Origin of the sequence: Paeniglutamicibacter sp. ORCA_105 (assembly GCF_045798545.1) — a bacterium.
In the GTDB taxonomy this organism is placed as follows: Bacteria; Actinomycetota; Actinomycetes; order Actinomycetales; family Micrococcaceae; genus Paeniglutamicibacter; species Paeniglutamicibacter sulfureus.
Genome location: NZ_JBIXLM010000088.1, coordinates 1 through 844, shown reverse-complemented (window position 1 = coordinate 844; position 844 = coordinate 1). Strand labels below are relative to the sequence as shown.

1 protein-coding gene is annotated in these 844 nt (G+C 65.9%); it reads left to right on the top strand.

Translation table 11 applies throughout. From position 1 onward, the window contains the following. A partial coding sequence (locus tag ACIPUB_RS20080) for an alpha/beta fold hydrolase (protein WP_407608995.1) occupies nt 1-844 on the top strand: 844 nt, incomplete at both ends.

Here is an 844-nt window from a genome sequence, read left to right as displayed (position 1 = left end):
CCAGATTCCCGATTACACGACCGACGCCTTCTTCGGCCTCGAAGACAAGTGGCTGCAAACCGCCGAAGGCGAAATCACCCACTACCACGAGCTCGGCGAAGGCACCCCGATCCTCTTCCTCCACGGCTCAGGCACCGGCGTCACCGCCGCCGCCAACTGGTGGCTGAACCTCCCCGAACTGGCCGAATCCGGCCGCTGCATCGCCATCGACTCCGTCGGCTACGGCCAAACCGTCGTCCCCGAAGGCATCGAATACGGCATCAAGGAATGGGTCCGCCACTCCGTCCGCGTCCTGGACGCCCTGGGCATCGACAAGACCTGGATTGTCGGCAACTCCATCGGCGGCTGGGTCGCCATGCAATTCGCCATCGACTTCCCCGAACGCCTGCTGGGCATCGTCTCCATGGGCACCGGCGGAGCCAAGAAGACCGCGGCCCTCTCCGGCCACGCCAAACCAGAACTCTCCGAGGCAGGCATCCGCCGCACCCTGGAGCAGTTCGTCGTCGACAAGTCCCTGGTCACCGACGAACTCGTCTCCCTGCGCTACGCCTCCGCCCTGAACGACACCGCCAGCGACCGCCTCGTCGACGTCGTCACCGCACGCGACCGCGACCGCGACGCCCTCCCCCTGGACTTCGAGGTCCTAGGCAAGCTCGACATCCCGGTGCTCCTGGTCCACGGCATGCAGGACGTCGTCATCCCCGTGAGCCGCACCCACGAACTGCAGGCCGTCATCCCCACCGCCGACTCCCACATCTTCAACCAGTGCGGCCACTGGTCACAGGTCGAACGCGCCCACGAATTCAACCAGGTCATCAAGGCCTACCTCGCGCTGCACATGGCC